The sequence below is a fragment of the Bordetella genomosp. 6 genome (genome assembly GCF_002119705.1).
Classification (GTDB): Bacteria; Pseudomonadota; Gammaproteobacteria; order Burkholderiales; family Burkholderiaceae_B; genus Bordetella; species Bordetella bronchiseptica_F.
The window spans coordinates 5,024,240-5,040,236 of the sequence record NZ_CP021107.1; the positions used below are offsets into that span (position 1 = coordinate 5,024,240).

At 68.1% G+C, this 15,997-nt stretch carries 14 protein-coding genes; 6 read left to right on the forward strand and 8 right to left on the reverse strand.

The annotated features are described in order from the left end of the window. Positions 1-122: 122 nt before the first annotated feature. Positions 123-1,751: a GMC family oxidoreductase gene (locus CAL11_RS23625; protein ID WP_086094436.1), complete on the reverse strand. Its 1,629-nt coding sequence runs from the start codon at positions 1,749-1,751 to the stop codon at positions 123-125. Between the two features lie 328 nt (positions 1,752-2,079). On the opposite strand from CAL11_RS23625, the gene CAL11_RS23630 reads away from it, so the two are divergent. Both CAL11_RS23630 and CAL11_RS23635 read left to right on the forward strand, forming a co-directional pair. After that, positions 2,080-2,925, forward strand: a complete 846-nt coding sequence (locus tag CAL11_RS23630; RefSeq protein ID WP_086094437.1) for a methyltransferase domain-containing protein — start codon at positions 2,080-2,082, stop codon at positions 2,923-2,925. Further along, entirely contained in the window at positions 2,922-4,259 is a 1,338-nt protein-coding gene (locus CAL11_RS23635; RefSeq protein WP_033460193.1) for an APC family permease, read from the forward strand. The genes CAL11_RS23630 and CAL11_RS23635 overlap by 4 nt, the downstream gene beginning before the upstream one ends. 6 nt (positions 4,260-4,265) lie before the next feature. On the opposite strand, the gene CAL11_RS23640 is transcribed toward CAL11_RS23635, so the two are convergent. The 6 genes from CAL11_RS23640 to CAL11_RS23665 form a co-directional block, all read right to left on the reverse strand. Continuing rightward, on the reverse strand, positions 4,266-5,147 hold the full coding sequence (locus CAL11_RS23640) for a DUF6999 family protein (RefSeq protein WP_086094438.1): 882 nt from the start codon (positions 5,145-5,147) through the stop codon (positions 4,266-4,268). Next, a complete protein-coding gene (locus CAL11_RS23645) occupies positions 5,144-7,057 on the reverse strand; it encodes a StlD/DarB family beta-ketosynthase (RefSeq protein ID WP_086094439.1) in 1,914 nt (637 codons plus the stop codon). Before CAL11_RS23645 ends, CAL11_RS23640 begins: the two co-directional genes overlap by 4 nt. A gap of 35 nt (positions 7,058-7,092) precedes the next feature. After that, a complete protein-coding gene (locus tag CAL11_RS23650) occupies positions 7,093-7,971 on the reverse strand; it encodes a fatty acid desaturase family protein (protein WP_086094440.1) in 879 nt (292 codons plus the stop codon). Continuing rightward, the gene (locus tag CAL11_RS23655) at positions 7,955-8,731 is read right to left on the reverse strand and encodes a sterol desaturase family protein (RefSeq protein ID WP_033460181.1); all 777 of its coding nucleotides are present in this window, start codon (positions 8,729-8,731) and stop codon (positions 7,955-7,957) included. The genes CAL11_RS23650 and CAL11_RS23655 overlap by 17 nt, the downstream gene beginning before the upstream one ends. A 212-nt stretch (positions 8,732-8,943) precedes the next feature. Further along, the gene (gene dapA / locus CAL11_RS23660) at positions 8,944-9,843 is read right to left on the reverse strand and encodes a 4-hydroxy-tetrahydrodipicolinate synthase (RefSeq protein ID WP_086094441.1); all 900 of its coding nucleotides are present in this window, start codon (positions 9,841-9,843) and stop codon (positions 8,944-8,946) included. Positions 9,844-10,130: 287 nt separating this feature from the next. Beyond that, positions 10,131-10,625, reverse strand: a complete 495-nt coding sequence (locus tag CAL11_RS23665) for a GAF domain-containing protein (protein ID WP_033460176.1) — start codon at positions 10,623-10,625, stop codon at positions 10,131-10,133. Between the two features lie 138 nt (positions 10,626-10,763). Here CAL11_RS23665 and CAL11_RS23670 point away from each other — a divergent pair, with 138 nt between their 5' ends. The 4 genes from CAL11_RS23670 (at position 10,764) to CAL11_RS23685 (ending at position 15,009) form a co-directional block, all read left to right on the forward strand. Further along, positions 10,764-11,963, forward strand: a complete 1,200-nt coding sequence (locus tag CAL11_RS23670; protein WP_033460173.1) for a PLP-dependent aminotransferase family protein — start codon at positions 10,764-10,766, stop codon at positions 11,961-11,963. An 86-nt stretch (positions 11,964-12,049) separates the two neighbouring features. Next, entirely contained in the window at positions 12,050-12,976 is a 927-nt protein-coding gene (gene ubiA / locus CAL11_RS23675; RefSeq protein ID WP_033460167.1) for a 4-hydroxybenzoate octaprenyltransferase, read from the forward strand. A 266-nt stretch (positions 12,977-13,242) separates the two neighbouring features. Next, positions 13,243-13,629, forward strand: coding sequence for a DUF4148 domain-containing protein (locus CAL11_RS23680; protein ID WP_003818338.1), 387 nt, complete (start codon positions 13,243-13,245; stop codon positions 13,627-13,629). 225 nt (positions 13,630-13,854) lie between these two features. Continuing rightward, the gene (locus tag CAL11_RS23685) at positions 13,855-15,009 is read left to right on the forward strand and encodes a saccharopine dehydrogenase family protein (protein WP_033460165.1); all 1,155 of its coding nucleotides are present in this window, start codon (positions 13,855-13,857) and stop codon (positions 15,007-15,009) included. Here CAL11_RS23685 and glcC read toward each other — a convergent pair. Continuing rightward, complete coding sequence (glcC, locus tag CAL11_RS23690; protein WP_033460164.1) at positions 15,006-15,770, reverse strand: transcriptional regulator GlcC; 765 nt, start codon at positions 15,768-15,770, stop codon at positions 15,006-15,008. The genes CAL11_RS23685 and glcC overlap by 4 nt on opposite strands. Positions 15,771-15,997: the final 227 nt, after the last annotated feature.

Below are 15,997 nucleotides of genomic sequence, written 5' to 3' on the forward strand. Positions count from 1 at the left end.
CTCTTTCGAAGGCGCTGCGCGGGGCGCCAGGCCTCGGCATGCTGCACGTGTTAAACAAGTGTCGGAATATAACGCAGCCACGGGCCGCGGCGAACCCGTGAAAACGCGAGACGCAAGGCCCTTCATGTGTGCCGGCGGGCTTCGCGCAGCAGCTGGGCGCCCTTTTCCGCGATCATGATGGTGGGCGAGTTGGTGTTGCCCGAGGTGATGGTCGGCATGATGGATGCGTCGATCACCCGCAGGCCCTGCAGGCCATGCACGCGCAACGCGGCATCCACCACCGCCTGTGCGTCATCGCCCATCCTGCAGGTTCCCACCGGATGGAAAATGGTCGTGCCGATCTCGCCGGCCAGCCGCTGCAGGTCTTCCTCGCTCTGCCATTGCTCGCCGGGCTTGTACTCTTGCGGCCGGTAGCGCGCCAGCGCGGGCTGCGCCACGATGCGCCGGGTCAGGCGGATGCTGTCGGCGGCGACCTTGCGGTCGGCCTCGGTGGAAAGATAGTTGCAGAGGATCTCGGGATGGTCGCCCGGATCGGGCGAGACGATGCGCACGTGGCCCCGGCTGGTCGGGCGCAGGTTGCACACCGATGCGGTGAAGGCGGGAAAGTCATGCAGCGGGTCGCCGAACTTCTCCAGCGACAGCGGCTGGACGTGGTACTCGAGATTGGCGCGCGACTGCTCGGGACCCGAGCGGGCGAACGCGCCCAGTTGCGACGGCGCCATGCTGAGCGGCCCGCGCCGCTGCACGGCGTATTGCAGGCCCATCCATGCCTTGCCCCACAGCGTGCCCGCCACGCCGTTCAAGGTCCGGGCGCCGCGCACCCGGTAGATCAGCCGCAGTTGCAGGTGGTCCTGCAGGTTCGCGCCCACGCCGGGCAAGTCATGCAGCACGGGCACCCCGCGCGCCTGCAGCAGCGCCGCCGGCCCCACGCCGGACACCTGCAGCAGCTGCGCCGACCCGATGGCGCCGGCGGCCAGCACCACCTCGGCACGCGCCTGGGCATACTGCTCGCCGCCACCCTCGGCCATGAAGCGCACGCCCACGGCGCGGCGGTTCTGGAACACCACGCGCGCCACCCGCGCGCCGGTCAGGACCTTCAGGTTGCCGCGGCCCATGACCGGGCGCAGGAAGGCCTTGGCGGTGTTCCAGCGCACGCCGCGGCGCTGGTTGACCTCGAAATAGTCGCAACCTTCGTTGTCGCCCTGGTTGAAGTCGTCGATCGAGGCAATGCCGGCCTGCGCGGCCGCCGCGCGAAACGCGTCGAGCAATTTCCACGACAGGCGCTGGCGCTCGACCCGCCATTCGCCGCCCGCGCCATGGAAGGCGTTGGCGCCGCCATGGTGATCCTCGCTGGCCTTGAACAGCGGCAGCACGTCGTCCCAGCCCCAGCCCGGGTTGCCCTGCGCGGCCCAGCCGTCGTAGTCGGCGCGCTGGCCGCGCATGTAGATCATGCCGTTGATGGAGGAGCTACCGCCCAGCACGCGGCCGCGGGGATAGCCCAGGCTGCGCCCGTTCAGGCCCGGATCGGCCTGGGTGCGATAGCACCAGTCGGTGCGCGGGTTGCCGATGCAATACAGGTAGCCGACCGGGATGTGGATCCAGTGCCAGGAATCGGCGCCGCCGGCTTCAAGCAGCAATACGCGCACGGACGGGTCGGCCGACAGGCGATTGGCGAGCACGCAGCCGGCCGAGCCGGCGCCCACGATGATGTAGTCGAACTCCATGCCGGTATCGACGGCGGTGGCGCACATGAGCTTGTCTCCTTGAGTCCGCATTCGATGTGCGGCGCTGCGCCGTATTGTGGTCCGGCATGGCGCCCTTGCCAAGCGCGCCGCGCCGTTTTTCCCAGCTACCGGCAAGATGCCGCGGGCCATGCGTGCGGCCAGCCGCCGCGCCCTTCGTCCCGTGCGTTGCGGACCGCTTTCGTGACGGGCGGCCGGGCCGGAAGCGCCGGGGCGCAGAAAAAATGGAACCTTTCGCGGCAAGCGCAACTCCATTAAATTCAGGTTTCTGTCAGCAACGCGCCAGCGGGTCCGCTGTACGGAGGATTCGACGGGCGCCCCTTCCCGGGAGACTCCCATGCGTACCCACGCCGCCCCCACGTATGCACCAAAACGGCGCATGCTGCTTGCCTTGCTTGCCGCGCCCGCGCTGGCGCTGGCCCAGCCGGCCTGGACCCAGCAACCGCCACCGCTGGAGCTGGATGTGCCCTATGTGCCCACCCCCGACGACGCGGTGGCGCGCATGCTGGAGATGGCCGATGTGACGGCGCAGGACACGGTCATCGACCTCGGGTCGGGTGATGGCCGCATCGCCATCGCCGCCGTGCGCGACCGCGGCGCGCGCAGCGCCATGGGCGTGGACATCGACCCCGAGCGCATCGCCGAGGCGCGCGCCAACGCCAAGAAGGCCGGGCTGGCCGACCGCGTGACGTTCATGCAGCAGGACTTGTTCGACACCGACATCTCCAAGGCCACGGTGCTGACGATGTACCTGCTGCCGGACGTGAACCTGAAGCTGCGCCCGCGCATCCTCAATTCGCTGGCGCCGGGAACGCGCGTGGTTTCGCACGCCTTCACCATGGGCGAATGGGACAGCGACCGCCACGAGACGGTCGATGGCCGGTCCCTGTATCTGTGGATCGTGCCCGCGCACGCGGCGGGAGACTGGCAGGTCGAAGACCCGGCCGGGCCCTTTACCCTCAGCGTGCGGCAGGATTTCCAGAAAGTGACCGCCAGCGCGCAGCGCCAGGGCGAACGGCTGGGCGTGGCCGAGGCCGCCCTGCGCGGTGCCGACCTGCGCTTCACGGTGGACGCCGGCGCCGGGCCGCGCACCTACATAGGCCGCATACAGGGAGACCAGATGACGGCCGTGCAAGCCCCGGGCAACGAGTCCGGCTGGCGCGCCACGCGCCGCGCGCCATGACGCGCGCCGCCGAGAGCGGCATCGCCCAGGCCCGCGGCCTGTCGGTGCTGGACGCGGTAGCCGTGCTGGTGGGCGTGGTCATCGGCATCGGCATCTTCGGCTTCCCGCCACTGGTCGCCCAGCACGCGCAATCCGAAAGCGTGTACCTGGCGCTCTGGCTGGGCGGCGCGGCGGTCATGCTGATGGGGGCCCTGTGCTATGCCGAGCTGGGTTCGGCCTATCCCGGCGCCGGCGGCGAATACCTCTACCTGCGCCACGCGTGGGGGCCGCGCGTGGCGCTGCTGTTCGCGTGGGCGCGCTGCACGGTCATCCAGACCGGCGCGATCGCGGTGGTAGCGTTCATCTATGGCGAGTACGCCCAGGAACTGGCGCCGCTGGGCCCGCACGGCGTGGCCCTGCACGCGGCCATCGCCGTCATTGCCCTGACCCTGCTCAATATCGTGGGCACCCAACCCAGCAAGCGCATACAGCTCGTCTTCACCGTCATGACGCTGGCGGCGCTGGCGGCAGTGGTGGCCACCGGCCTGTCCGCGCCTCCCGCCCCACCGACGCCGGTCGAGCCGCTGGCCGGCGGCACGCTGGGCCTGTTGGGCATGGGGCTGGTGTTCGTGCTGCTGACCTATGGCGGCTGGAACGAGGCCGCCTACCTCAGCGGCGAGCTGCGCGAGGCCCGGCGCAACATGGCCAGGGTGCTGCTGATCGGCACCGTCGTGGTCGCCGGCGCCTATTTGCTGACCAATCTGGCGCTGCTGCAGATCTTCGGCCTGCAAGGCCTGCGCGAAACGCGGGCGGTGGCCGCCACCCTGATGACGCTGGCCGCGGGTCCGTATGCGGCGATCGTGCTGAGCCTGCTGGTCTGCGTCACGGCGCTGTCGACCATCAACGGCACCATCCTGACCGGCGCGCGGGTCTATAGCGCGCTGGGGCACGACGTGCCGCGCCTGCGGCCGCTGGCCGGCTGGAGCATGCGCGGCCAGACGCCGACCCCGGCGCTGCTGGCGCAAGGCGCCATCACGCTGGTGCTGCTTGGCTATGGCGCTTACGCGCACGATGGCGTGCAGACGCTGGTTGCCTATACGGCACCCGTGTTCTGGCTGTTCATGCTGCTGGTAGCCGCCTCGGTCTGGCGGCTGCGCCGCCTCGACCCGCACCGGCCGCGGCCGTTTCGCGTGCCGCTCTACCCGCTGCCGCCACTGCTGCTGGGCCTGACCTGTGCCGGACTGGTGTGGTCCAGCGCCCGTTATGCGGGCGCCGGCGCCCTGCTGGGCCTGGCGGTGCTGGCGGCGGGCCTGCCCGTGCTGCGGCTGCTACGCGCAGCGCCGCGGCCCGCCTGACCAACGCTATGCCTGCCCGGCCTGCTGCTGCTTCATCTGCATCAGCAGGCTGTGCAGCATCTCGGTCGACAGGCCATGCAGCACCAGCCGGTAGCCCGCGCGCAAGGTCGACATCGGCACCAGCGGGTGCTTGTTGTTGACCAGTATCAGGTGCTGCGGCGCGCCCAGCAGTTGCGCGGCATAGATGCCGATCGTCTCGTCCAGCTGCAGCGAGTTCGCGGCGCGCCAGAAATCGTTGTCGGTCAGCATCAGCTGGTACAACGGCGTGAACAGCTCGATGGCGCTTTGCAGGTCCAGGAAATTGCGTCGCCGTTGCGGCATGTCCTCCAGCCGCAGGCCGGGGTCGCGGATCATCGAATAATCGACCTGCTCGGGCGCGTGCATGGTCTGGCCGGCGTCGCGCAGCGCCTGGTTCAGGCGGATCACGAAATTGAACAGGTTGAGGTCATGCTTGACGAACAGTTCGTCGCGCAGGTCCGCGATGCAGGCGGGCTCCAGCGGCGTGGTCTCGACCTGCACCGGCGCGTTGCGCGCGATGAACGCCAGGATCTGCGCTCCCAGGTGGAAATGCCGCAGGATGAGCCAGTTGGCCTGCGGCGAGACGAAGTGCTCCAGGCCCCACGCCAGGATGCGATGCAACAGGCGCGAATGCGACCAGCGCCGCGGCAGCAAGGTCTTGATCACCTGGATCAGGATGATGAACGCGCGCGCCAGCGGCCGCAGGAAGGGCAGCAGGTACTGGCGCGAGGCGCTGCTGGAGTCGGCCAGCCAGGCCTGCTTGACCGGATCGGGCAGCGGCGTGCTGCGATCCAGGTACAGCGCGCGCCAGGGATCGGGGTCGGCCGGATCGTGCGGCTTGCTCAGGAAATCGGGCTCGGGGCGGCTCATGCGGTGCGCTCCTCCATGACGTGCTGGAACTGCATCAAATACAGCGCGGCGGTGCGGCGCGCGGTGTCCACGATCTGCTGGCGGGCGCGTCCGCCATCGTCGCAATCGAGCGCCAGCTCTACGGCCAGCAGCCAGCGCGCCAGGTGATTCTCGTCGTTGTGGCCATGGTATTCGAGAAAGCGGAACGCATCGGGCGGCAGCGTCAGGGCCGCCTTCAGCAACGGCAGCAGCGCCGGCACGATGCGCTGCCCGGTGCCTTCGATGATGTAGATGGCGCCCAGCAGGCCGATTGGATCGCGCGTGGCGGCCAGCGCGTGCAGATAGGCGTTGAGCGCCTCGCCGCCGGGATTGCGGCGCAGGGCGTCGATGTCCTCGACGGCGCCGCCGGCATTGCGGTAGTCCTGGAACAGGATCTGGAAATCGTTCTGCTCTTCGCCGGCGTGCGTGCCGATCAGCTCGGCCAGCGGCCGGTAGGTCTCCGACAGCGAGGCCGCCGCTTCGCGCATCCACTTGCTGCCCTCGCGCACCTGCGGCACCCAGTTCTCCATCCAGTTCAGATAGTCGGGCACCGCGAAGCGCCCCTGGCGCAGATGCCGTATCACCGGCGTGCGCCACACGCGCGAACGGTAGTCGTGCCAGATGGCGGCCAGCTCGCCCAGCAGCGGCTCCAGCCCCTGCGGCGCTTCGGCCGGGTCGTGCGGCGGCGCGATGAAATCGGCCTCGCCGGCCGGCGCCGCGGCCGGCACGGCATGCAAGCGCGCCGGCTGCGCGGCCTGGTCGGGCCCTTCGGCCTGCAGCAGCATGTAGGCGGCCATGAAGCGGCCCGATTCGGGGATGTAGCAGAAGATCTGTTCGCCAGGCTGCACGCTGCGCGTCTGCAGGAACTCCGCCAGCATGATGAGGATGGAAGCCGCCCCGGTATTGCCGCGCCACGCCAGGTTGCTGAACCAGCGCTCGCGCGCGATGGCCAGGCCGGCCTTGTCCATCAGGTCCTCGACCACCGGGATGAACTTCTCGGACGAGTAATGGCACAGGAAATGGCTGACCTGGCGCGGATCGACCCAGCCGTCATGCACCAGCTTGGCGTATTCGTGGATGCCGATGTCGAACAGGTGCGGCAGCAGGCGGATGTCCTGGCGCAGCAGCAGCGCCCCGGCCGCCTCGGCCTCGGACCACGAGCCATAGTCCAGGTGCGCTTGTCCGTCGGCGGACTGCCCCAGTTGCATGCACACCGGATAGTCGCCCGAGAACGAACGCTGGTGTATCCATTTGAGGCGCAGCCGCACGCCGTTGGCGGCGCCGGCCAGCGGCTGGGGCGTATCGCCCAGCAGCATGGCGCCCGCGCCGTCGGACAGCATCCAGCGCAGGAAATGCGCGTCGAAGTCGGCGTCGTAGCCCGGCGCCGCGAAACGCGAACGCTTGAACAGGCGCGAAGGCAGCTCGCTGGCCACCGCCAACGCGCGCCGGTGCGCGCCCAGCTCGATGCCCTGCGCGGCCGCCTGGATGGCGCCCACGCCGGCCGCGCAGATGCCGTGCACGGACAGTGTTTCGAGCGGCGCGGCGGACAGTTCGCCCTGGATCATGTTGGCGAACCCGGGCATGAGCGTATCGCCGCCCGACGAGCCGCTGGCCAGCAGCGAGACCTGCGACAGGTCCGCGTCGCCGCGCGCCAGGCAGGCCTGGATGGCCCGAGCCGCCAACTGCGCGTTGCTCCAGCGCGTGCGGCCCTGCGGGTCGATCGCGTAGTAGCGTTGCCTGATGCCGTTCTCGGCCAGGATGCGGTTCTTGATACGGCCGGAGATGCGATTCAGCGGCGCGATGTACTGGTCCATCGCATCGTTATCGACCGGCTCGCCGGGCATGAAGTAACCGGCGCTGTGCAGGTAGACGCGATCAAAGGCAACGGGCATGGCGGATTCTGGTGTGTGGCATAGGAAACGGGCGGCTAGGGCCGCATCAGCGTATGCGTGCGGCAGCGCCGCGAGAACAGCCCGAGCACGAACACGCGCGCCATGTACGGCACCAGGCCGCGCTCGTTCAGGCGCGGCGGCACGCGGTCACGGTAATGCCGCCAGTGCAGCGTGTGCAATTCGGACCAATGCACGCGGGGGTTTTCATGGTGGGCCGTATGCAGGCCGATGTTGAACAGCAATGGGTTGACCCAGCCCTCGAAATTGCGCGCGTAGCTCAGCGCCGCATGGCGCCCCGGGCCCCCGTCGGCGTGGGCGTGCTGCAGGTAGTTGGTGGCCAGCAACCAATGCAGGCCATGCAGCTGCGGCACGATCACCAGCCAGAAAGCCTTGCCGGGATCGATCGCCAGCAGCCCGGCCCACAGGCCCAGCCATGCCGCGTACTGGCGCAGGCAATAGCGCCACACGCCCGGCCGGCGCGATCGCAGCCGGCGCAGCGCGGCAAGGAACAGCGGATACAGCACGACGACGGCCTGCAAGGGGTGCAGCAGGTAGCCGGCCAGATGATTGGTATCGCCGCCGAAACGATAGGTGCGCGCGACATCCCGCGGACCATGCTTGTAGCGGTGGTGGTTGGCATTGTGCGCGGCGTGAAAGACGAAGGTCGGATGGCCTTGCAGCAAGGTCAGCCAGAAGTCCGTCAAGCGGTTGAGCCAGCGCGGGCGCCACATGCGCAGGTGCGCATGGTTGTGATGGATGACGCCCACGCCCAGCGTCAGGAACAGCATCGGCGCATACAGCGCCCAATGCCAGCCGTGTATCCATTGCCAGGCGGCCAATGCCGGCAGCGCGACCAGATACAGGACGCTCTGCCAGTCGCGCCGGTGGCGCAACCATTCAGTGGGCCGGACCAACCGCGCCCCGCTTGCGATAGGCGGCCAGCTGGGTCCGGGCCGCGTCGGCGCCCAGGCGCGTGCCGAACAGCCGGTCCATGAAGGTGAACTGGAAACCGAAGTTGCCCTGGTAGCAGGCGTGGTGCAGGTGATGCCGGCGGCTGGCCGCGAACCAGTGCGCGTACGAAACGCCGGGGAAGAAGTCGTAGTTGGCGTGGCCCACGCAATTGAAGAACAGGCTGAACAGCGGCACCGACAGCAGCGACCAGAAACTGAAATCGTGCACCACCATGGGCAGCAGGATCACGTTGCCCAGCATCAGCGCTTCGATCGGATGGAAGCTGTAGGTCGAGAACGGCGTGGTCACCACCGAGCGGTGATGCGGCAGGTGAAAGCGCCGCAGCAACCGCGTATGCAGCAGGCGGTGGTTGATCCAGAAGTGCACGTCGTTCCAGATCACCAGCGCGAGGATTTCGGCGGCGATGCGCCACGGGCCGGCATTGTCGTCGAGCCGCGCCCAGCCCAGTTGCACCAGGCCCCACGGAAACACCATGCCCAGTCCGAAGATCAGGACGGACAGGCCGGACTGGAGGAACTCGCGGCGCAATTGCCCGGGGCCCAGCGGCCGCGGATCGAGCGGCCGGCCCACGCCCAGGGCGGGCAGCACGCGTTGGGTCAGCAACCAGGTGGCCGCGCCGAACAGCAGGTAGATCCCACCGAAGAAAGCCAGGCCATACCCCATGACCTGCCAGACGGATAAGGCCGCGAATGCTTGCCCCATGGCGATGCTTCTTGTTTTGAGAATGGCGGCATCATAAGCAATTGCCGGGGCGAGAGGCGGAAAAGATATTGCAAAACGCTTCAAGATATTCGGAATTAGCGCCCGCCTCACAATGCACCGGCGCCCCAGTCCCTCCCAGCCGACCCGGGCGCGCCAGGCGCGGCGGCGGCGGCCGCCGCCTGGCCGCCGTCGTCAGACGCGGCTTGCGCCCGCTACGCGTCAGGCGCGAAGGCCCGGTCGAGCGTGGCGAGTTCGGCCCGAAGCCGCTCGGCCAGCGCCCCGGCGGCCGGCTGCATGGGCGCGCGCATCTCGTTGCGCAAGCGCCCCTGGCTGGCCAGCAACGCCTTCAGTGGCGCCGGATTGGGTTCGGCGAACAGCAGCCGGATCATGGGCGCCAACGCCAGGAACAGGCGCTGCGCCTGCGCCAGTTGCTGCGCGCGCACCGCGCGGTGCATGGCCACGAACAGGTCCGGCCGCACATGGGCGGCGGCGGCGATCATGCCGGTACCGCCCAGGCACAGCGTGCCCAGGCCCTGCAGGTCTTCACCCGCCAGGACCGCCATGCCGCCGTGGGCGATCAAGGCCAGCGTCTTGTCCACCGAGCCGCCGCAATCCTTGACGGCGGCGATGTTCGGATGTTCGGCCAGCGCCAGCAAGGTGGCGGTGTCCAGTTGCGCGCCGGTGCGATACGGGATGTCGTACAGGATGAGCGGCACGGCCGAAGCATCGGCCAGCGCACTGAAATAGGCTTGCGCGCCGGCCTGGCTGGGTCGTACGTAATACGGCGCGGGCGCCAGCACGCCGGCCAGCGGCCGCTCGGCCAGGCGCGCCAGGCGCCGCAGGACATGATCCTGGTGGTTGCCGGCCAGGCCCATGGCCACGGGCAGCGTGCCGGCCTCCTCCAGCACGGCGTCGAGCACCGTGAGCTGTTCGGCCTCGTCCAGCGCGGCCGCCTCGCCCGTGCTGCCGCAGGCAACCAGGCCATCGACGCCGGCGGCCTTGTAGTCGCGCACCAGCTTGCGCAAGGCAGGCAGGTCGATGGCGCCGTCGGCAAACGGGGTCACGAGCGGAATCCAGATACCCTGGAACGGAGATTGAGCGGGATATTGCATGGGCACTCCTGAGGTGCAAGGTTGACCGTTGTCGACCGTTCAGGTGTGCGTGGATCAGGAAGGGGATGCGCGCGTGGCCGCGCGCCGCCGGGCTTGCCGCTGTTCCGTCGCCCATCTGACGGAACAGCAAGCTCCGGTCAGATGAGCGGCTGTTTTTTGGCTTTCAGCACCACGCGCGTCGATGCCGCACCGAAGGTACAGGCAAGGGCAACGCGGACGCGGGGCTGGAACATGGGCAATATGTGAATCGGCAGTAGGCGCAATCTACCCAGCGCCGGCCCGGCTTGTCAATCGGCGGGCCGCAGACTGTGCAGGAAAACCTCGCACAAGGCTTCCATGCCGACGCGGTCCTCGTCGTCGAAACGGCCGGGCAGCGGACTGTCGACGTCCCAGACGCCCAGCAGGCGCCCCTCGTGCACCAGCGGCACCACGATCTCCGCGCGCGACGCGGCATCGCAGGCGATGTGGCCGGGAAAGGCATGGACGTCCGGCACGACCTGGGTCTGGCGCTGGCTGGCGGCCGCGCCGCACACGCCGCGCGACAGGGCGATGCGCACGCAGGCCGGCTTGCCCTGGAACGGTCCCAGCACCAGCTCGTGGCCATCATGGAAATAGAAGCCCGCCCAATTGATATCCGGCAGCGCCTGGTACGCCAGGGCGCTGAAGTTGGCGGCGTTGGCGATGAGGTCGCGCTCGCCGGCCAGCAAGGCGCGCGCCTGCGCGGCCAGCTCGGCATAGAAGACGGGTTTGGGTCCGGCGGAAACAGGAGCGGCGTCAAACATGTGTATATTTGTAACTGTACTGGCGGGAATCGAACCAACTGATTTTAGAGCGCATCAATAGGGGCCGGGGCCGCGGCCCGGCGTTGTGGGACAATCAACTTTTGCAGCACGTTTCTTACCCTTTTTCAAGACCATTCCATGGACAAGCCTTTCGAACCCGAGTGTTCCTTTTCGGAACGCGCCCAGCAGCTCACCAGCTCCGCTATCCGTGAAATCCTCAAGGTCACGGAACGACCCGAAGTCATTTCGTTCGCCGGCGGCCTGCCGGCGCCCGGCGGCTTTCCGGTAGAAGTGGTACGGGCTGCATTCGACAAGGTATTGGCCACCAATGGCCGCGCCGCCCTGCAGTACGGCCCCACCGAAGGTTATGCGCCGCTGCGCCAGTGGGTGGCCGACGACCTGAACGCCGCGGGCGCCAACGTCACGGCCGACCAGATCCTCATCGTGTCGGGCTCGCAGCAGGCGCTCGACCTGCTGGGCAAGGTGCTGATCGACAAGGACAGCCCCATCCTGGTCGAGGACCCCAGCTACCTGGGCGCCCTGCAGTCGTTCAGCCTGTACCAGCCGAAATACGTGCCGATCCCCACCGACGACGGCGGCCTGGTCCCCGAGGCGATCACGGCCGAACTGGCCGAGGGCGCACGCTTCCTGTACGCGCTGCCGAACTTCCAGAACCCCACCGGCCGCACGCTCAACCTGGAGCGCCGCAAGGCCCTGGTGCGCCAGGCCGCGCAGTTCGGCGTGCCCATCATCGAGGACGATCCCTACGGCGAGCTACGCTACGCCGGAGAGCCGCAGCCCGGCCTGCTGGCCCTGGCCGGCGAATGCGGCGCCACGGTCATCCGGCTGGGCACGTTCTCCAAGGTGTTGGCGCCCGGCCTGCGCCTGGGCTACATCGCCGCTCCGCGCACCATCATCAACAAGCTGGTGCAGGCCAAGCAGGCCACGGACCTGCACACGCCCACGCTCACGCAGATGGCGGTCTACGAAGTCGTCAAGACCGGCTTCCTGGCCGAGCACCTGCCGCGCGTGCGCGAGATCTACCGCGTGCAGGGCCGTTGCATGCTCGACGCCATCGAGCGCGAATTCCCCGCATCGGTCAGCTGGACCCGGCCCGAGGGCGGCATGTTCATCTGGGTCACGCTGCCCGAACACATCGACAGCACCAAGCTGCTGGCGCAGGCGGTCGAGCAGAACGTGGCCTTCGTGCCGGGCGGCCCCTTCTACGCGGGCGCGCCGCGGCAGAACACGCTGCGCCTGAGCTTTGCCACGGTGCCCGAAGCCAAGATCCGCGAAGGCATCGCCATCCTGGGCAAGCTGCTCAAGGCGGCGATCTGACCTGAGTCACCGTCCCGAGACGGCCGGCGCGAGCCGGCCGTTTTGTTTATGCTTGCAGTTTCACCATCCGTCTACCTCGTCAGCCCGTGAGCGCATCGCAGCAACAATCCGTCGACCTCAACGACATCGTGTTTACCGATTGGGTGGAGCGCTGGCTGCCCAGGCCATGGCGCCCCTATGCGCGCCTGTGCCGGCTGGATCGCCCCATCGGCACGTGGCTGACGCTGCTGCCCTGCATCGCCGCGCTGGTGCAGGCCGCCGGCGGCCTGCCCGACCTGCGCCGGCTCCTGATCTTCTCGCTGGGCGCCCTGCTCATGCGCGGCATCGGCTGCACCGTCAACGACATGTGGGACCGCGACATCGACAAGCACGTCGAGCGCACGCGCTTCCGGCCGTTGACCAGCGGCCAGCTCAGCATGCGCCAGGCGGTGGCGTTCCTGATCGGCCAATTGCTGGTCTGCGCCTCGTTGCTGTTCTTCATCAACGACATGAGCCGTTGGCTGGCCGTGGCCGTGCTGCCCTTCGTGTTCATCTATCCGTTCTGCAAGCGCGTCACCTACTGGCCGCAGGTCGTGCTGGGCATCTGCTTCAACTGGGGCATGCTGATGGCCTGGTCCGACACCCAGGACCACGTGCCGCTGGCGGCCATCGCCATGTGGCTGGGCGCCGTGCTGTGGCAGGTCGGCTACGACAGCATCTACGCCTATGTGGATGTGCGCGATGACCGCAGCCTGGGCCTGCATTCCACCGCCATGCGCTTCGGCGACCAGGGCAAGCTGTGGATCGGCGGCTTCTATGCCGCCACGCTGGCGCTATGGACCTGGGGCGGCTACGCCATGGACCTGGGCTGGGGCTATTTCGCCGGCATGGGCGCCGTGGCCATTCACCTGGCCTGGCAGTTGCGGGAATTCGACCTGCAGCGTCCCGAGCGCAACTTCAAGCTGTTCCGCGCCAACCTCTGGACCGGCGTGCTGCTGATCGCCGCGGCGCTGGCCGGCACCCTGCCGTACTGACCCTTCCCGCAGCCGTACCCGACCCGCCCGGCCCTGCCCGGGCGGCGCCGGCGCGCCCGCATGACGCGTGCCCAACTCCCCACTGATGGGATCTTGCGGGCGAATCCGATGAATTAGAACCTCCAGTGGAATAATGTTTTCCAGGAATCAGGGTTTATCCGGAGTGTCCCGAAGCGCAGAATGCAGTCATCGGGATGCAACAAACGACTGACGACGGATAGGCCGCCTCAGGTCACTCCCGCAGATCAGACGGATGGAGGAATACCATGAAGACCCTTGCTACCGCAGTAATCCTTTCGATGACCATGGCCGCCGGCGCGCAGGCCGCCGACCTCGGCGCCGAACCCACCCGCGCGCAGGTTCAGGCCGAACTGGTCCAGGCCAAGGCCAACGGCCAATACACGTTTGGCGAGCAGGACTACCCCGCCGCCATCACGCAGGGCAGCGCGCTGTCGGCCGCCGAAGTCCGCGACGACCTGGCGCAGGCCAAGGCCGCCGGCGAAGTCACTTTCGGCAACCTCGACTACCCGCCCCAGGCTTCCAACGTCAACAGCAGCATGACGCGCGCCCAGGTGCAGGCCGACCTGGCCCAGGCCAAGAATGATGGCGTGGTGACCTTCGGCAACCTGGACTACCCGCCGCAACACGGCTGATCCCCCCGGCGCCCCCCCTCGCCGCAGCCGCAAGTGCCGGCGCCCGCCCTGTACAGAGGGACGGGCGCCGTTTTTTTTGCCTCCGCCATGCAGGTGTCGAAACGCTCGAAAGTCTCGACGATTTGATTGATTATTTCGATCAAACCGACGTTTTTGCCGGTACATTTCGACCGCAGCGCTCGGTAGCATGGTTGCATGCCCGCAACCCTCGCCCGGGAGCCTGCCATGGTGCGTCCGCCCTACCCCATCGCCATCCTCGGCGCCGGCAAGATCGGCGCCGCCATCGCCTTGCTGCTGCAACGCGGCGGCGACTACGACATCCTGGTCGCGGACCAGGACCCGGCGCGCCTGCGGGCAGTCGCCAGGCTGGGATGTCAGACAGCGCAGGTGCGCGATGACGATGCGCTGCAGCAGGCCGTCTCGGGCCGCTACGCGGTGCTCAATGCCTTGCCGTTTCATCGCGCCCGCGCCGCCGCGGCCGCGTGCGTACGCGCCGGCGCGCATTATTTCGACCTGACCGAAGACGTCGCCAGCACCCACGCAATCCGCGAACTGGCCGCCGCGGCGCACACGGTGCTGATGCCGCAATGCGGGCTGGCGCCGGGCTTCATCGGCGTGGTGGGCAGCGACCTGTCGCGGCGCTTCGACCGGCTGCTCGACCTGCGCATGCGCGTCGGCGCCCTGCCGCGCTTTCCGTCCAATGCGCTGCGCTACAACCTGACCTGGAGCACCGAGGGCCTGATCAACGAATACTGCAACGCTTGCGAGGCCATCGTCGACGGCGCGCTGGTCGCCGTACCGCCCATGGAGGGTTACGAAACCTTCACGCTCGACGGCATCGAGTACGAGGCGTTCAATACCTCCGGCGGGCTGGGCACTTTGCCGCAGACACTGCTGGGCAAGGCCCGCAATGTCGACTACAAGTCGATCCGCTATCCCGGACACTGCGCCATCATGAAGCTGCTGCTCAATGACCTGCGGCTGCGCGAGCGGCGCGACCTGCTGCAGGAAATCCTGGAAAGCGCCATCCCCTCGACCGACCAGGATGTAATCGTGATCCTGGCCTCGGCCAGCGGCTATCGCCAGCAACGGCTGGTGCAGGAATCGTTCTCGGCGCGCATCTACGGCGCCACGGTGGACGATCAGGCGCTCAGCGCCATCCAGCTCTCCACCGCCGCCGGGATCTGCACCGTGCTCGACCTGGTGGTCCACGGCCACCTGCCGCAGCGCGGCTTCATCGGCCAGGAGCAAGTACCCCTGGCAGCCCTGCTGGACAACCGCTACGGCCGCATCTACGCCGGCCAGCCGCTGCCGGCGCGGGACGCGCCGGCCACGACCCAAGGCCCGGCGCCGCCGCAGGCGCTGTTGCCCGGGTCCTAGACCCACCCCTCCAGGCGCAGCGTCGCGCGCACCAGGCGCTGCTCTTCCTGTTCGATCTCGGCCAGGCTCTGGCGCACGCTGTCCACATGGGCGCGGGCGGCCTGGTGCGCCTGTTCGGGCTCGCGCGCCAGCACGGCAAGGAACAGGCGCTCGTGCTGCTGGTCGATGTGGCGCTTGTGCGGCTCGCGGTGATAGAGATTGTTGACGCAGGCGAATACCGAGCCCAGCAGCAGATCCGTGAGGGACTGCAGCGTATGCACCAGCACCGCGTTGTGCGAGGCCTGGCAGATGGCCAGGTGGAAAGCGTGGTCCAGGTGCGCGTGGGTGGCGCTGTCGGTCTCGCGGCCGTGCGCGGCAAGCATTTCGTCATAGCGGCGGCGGATCATGATGAAGTCGGCATCGGTGCCGCGGATCGCCGCCAGCCGGGCCGATTCGCTTTCGAGCAGGGCGCGCACCTCCAGCAGGTCGTACAACGTGCGCGGCTGCGAATTGAACAGGTGCACCAGCGGGCCCGCATCCACCTGCGAAATTTGCGCCACGTACGAACCCTTGCCCTGGGCGGTGTGGATGATCTGGCGCGCCCGCAGCAGCCTTAGCCCTTCGCGCAGCGCCGTGCGCGATACGCCCAGCTTCTCGGTCAGGCGGCGCTCGGACGGCAGGGCCTGCCCGGCCTTGAGCACCCCATCGAGGATCAGCCGCTCGATGCGCTCGGCCACGACTTCGGCGATCTGTTTGCGCGCCCCGTCGACGCCTGGTTCCATGACTTGCCCCACTGGTATGACCACGATATCCGCTACGACTGACTCTACTCGAACCGGCATTCTATGTTATTGAAAACCAGATATAAATATCTATCTCGTCGCCATGTGCATTTGCACAAACTGGTATGACCAGTAGTTTTTGCTATGGACAAGACGGGCTCGCCCGGCCGATGATGGCGCTTCCGGTTTCCCAATCCCGGCCGGGCCTCTGGCTCCGGCCCTTTTTA